This is a genomic window from Stenotrophomonas sp. P5_B8 (genome assembly GCF_054049855.1).
In genome coordinates this window covers 1-2333 of record NZ_JBFULO010000520.1, presented here as the reverse complement: position 1 = coordinate 2333, position 2333 = coordinate 1, and the positions used below count along the sequence as shown (strand labels likewise).

3 protein-coding genes are annotated in these 2333 nt (G+C 69.1%); all 3 read left to right on the top strand.

Annotated elements, in window-relative coordinates; all coding sequences use genetic code 11:
* Nucleotides 1-317: hypothetical protein (locus tag ACXJKH_RS18845; protein ID WP_457321658.1), on the top strand; the 317-nt coding region annotated here is incomplete at its 5' end.
* A gap of 289 nt (nt 318-606) precedes the next feature.
* Nucleotides 607-1113, top strand: a complete 507-nt coding sequence (locus tag ACXJKH_RS18840) for a hypothetical protein (protein ID WP_256776238.1) — start codon at nt 607-609, stop codon at nt 1111-1113.
* An 88-nt stretch (nt 1114-1201) separates the two neighbouring features.
* Entirely contained in the window at nt 1202-2263 is a 1062-nt protein-coding gene (locus tag ACXJKH_RS18835) for a suppressor of fused domain protein (protein ID WP_457321656.1), read from the top strand.
* The last annotated feature ends 70 nt before the right edge of the window (nt 2264-2333 follow it).

Sequence of the window (2333 nt, the reverse complement as noted above, 5' to 3'; positions counted from 1 at the left end):
GTCGCGCACGATCGACGCAGGGATGCCACATCACGTCGGTGTCCGCGCTAGGAGTGAGCATGAAGCGTGAGCCCCGATTTCTCCTGTGGATCTGCAGGAAGTGTGGCCTGCACCTGCCATCTGACAGTGCCGACCGATCCTTTGCACTGAACTGGGTGCTTCACGGCACCCATTTTGGGGTGGGGTGGGGCGTGGGGATGGCGCTGCTGGAGCCGGTACTGAACACCGAGCGGAACGCCGGTACGTTGCTGTTGATCGCGACCCTGGCCGCAGTGGTCTACGGTTTGATGATGGCGCTCGCCAGGCGCAGGCCGTAACCACGGCCGCCTGCAAATGCGGGCCGGTCGCCGGCCAGCATTGTCTGCCCCGGCACCGGCGACGCGGCGAGAGCACGCTTGCTGCAACGCATTATCGGCAGCCGGGAACGTCAGGTAAGCTGCGGGCGTGATCGTTGCAGGCCGCTGGCCGAACGCCGCGCGCTGGGGACACGGCGCGCAGCGGGCGCTGGTCGGCGCATCCGCCGGCGACGGTCGCAAGGGGACGCAGGGGCATCAGCGCAGCGCTGACTGCCGCGCGTGACAATGCACCAGGTGACAGGGGGAACACATGGCGTACATCCATGCCAAGACGGCCGCTGGCCGTCAGGAAATCGAAGACCGCGCGCGGCGTCTGCCGCCGGCATTGCGGTCCATTCTGCTGATGGTCGATGGTCAGCGCGATGACGATGCGTTGACCGCCTTGTTACCGGGCCTGCGCGCGCCGGACGATGCGCTGGCGCAACTGGCGCAGGCAGGTCTGATCGAAGTGGTCGGCGGCGCGGTGGCCGCCCCGGCCGCGCGGGCGCTCACCGCCGGGCGTGAGCAGGATCCGGATCTGTACAAGCGCCTGTATGACTGGATGAGCGAGTCGGTGCGCCGCCACCTCGGCCTAAAGGGCTACTTCATGCAGCTCAAGATCGAACGCTGCACCGATGCCGGGGGCCTGGAAAAGCTGTGGCCGGACATGGCCGCGGCGGTGGCCAAGGCCAAGAGCCCGGCGCTGGCCAGCCGCTGGCTCAGCGATACCCATGCGCTGCTGGTGGTGGACGCGCAGCCGGACGCCGTGGCGGGCTGACCCGCACCTGCGGCAGAGGCCGGAAGGCTGGCCGTGATGGCCCGGCCGGGGTTACCTTGCCCGGCTACGCAGGCCAGGAGCATGGCAGATGGACCACACGCAGAAAGACGATGAGGGCACCCAGGGGTGGGACGCCCTCAACGCGGCGCTGGGCGCGCTGTACCCGGGTCAGGAACCCCGCCACTTCGGCACGGCGATCCCCTACACGCTGGGCGGCCAGGATCCGCTGGACGGCATCAGCGTGTACTGGGCAGAGACACCGCGCCCGCACTGGCATTACGTCACCTATGGCTTCTCCGAGCTGTACGGCAAGCAGAGTGATGACCTGGCCGACAGCGGCTACGGCTTCGAACTGACCTTCCGCCTGGCCGCCGCGCCGGGGCAGGGCGCCGATGGCGCGCCGCCGGTGTGGCCGATGAACCTGCTGCAGAACCTGGCCCGCTACGTCTTCAGCAGCGGCAACGTGCTCGATGCCGGGCATCACCTGGATGCCAATGGTCCGATTGCCCTGGACAGCGAGACCGTGCTGCGCCACCTGGCGTTGATTCAGGACCCGCAGCTGCCCCCGCGCGATACCGCCAACGGCCGCGTGCGCTTCCTGCAGGTGGTCGGACTCAGCGACGACGAGATGGCAGCCGTGCGCCGCTGGTCCACCCACGGCGTGCTGCAGGCGCTGGAAGCGGGCATGCCGCTGTGGATCACCGATCTGGCGCGCGGCTCGTTGCTCGCCGATGCGTCGGTGGCCGCCCAGGTCGCGGCCGGCAGTGCCCGCGAGGGCTCCACGACCGGCACGCTGTTCATCGAAACGCTGGGTTGGGAGGTGCAGGACGATACGGTCGAGCTGGTGCTTGGTGCTGGCCAAGTGCGGGGCATCCTCGAGCTGCTGCCGTTGCGGCTGGAGCACGGCCGCGCCTTGACCCTGGTGGATCGGGAACGCAGCTGGCGCTTCGAGCCGGGCGAGGAGGACCACGTCGAGGTCGACCAGGATGCTGCGCGCTGCGTGCTCAGCCCGGCCAGCCTGCAGGCGATACGCGAGCACCTGCATGCCGAACGCGGCAGTTATCCGCTGCCGGGCGGCCGCCTGCGCATTCGGGTCGAACCGACCGAGCTGCGCGATGCCCAAGGCCACGTACTGCGCACGATCGGCTGAAGGTAGAGCCACCCCATGGTGGCTGCTGTTCGGGCCGGGGATCGCGTGCAGCCACCCAGGGGGAGGCTCT

Bases quoted from the DNA above. Each gene is read 5' to 3' on its own strand.
- ACXJKH_RS18840 (WP_256776238.1), top strand. From the start codon at position 607: ATGGCGTACATCCATGCCAAGACGGCCGCTGGCCGTCAGGAAATCGAA.
- ACXJKH_RS18835 (WP_457321656.1), top strand. From the start codon at position 1,202: ATGGACCACACGCAGAAAGACGATGAGGGCACCCAGGGGTGGGACGCC.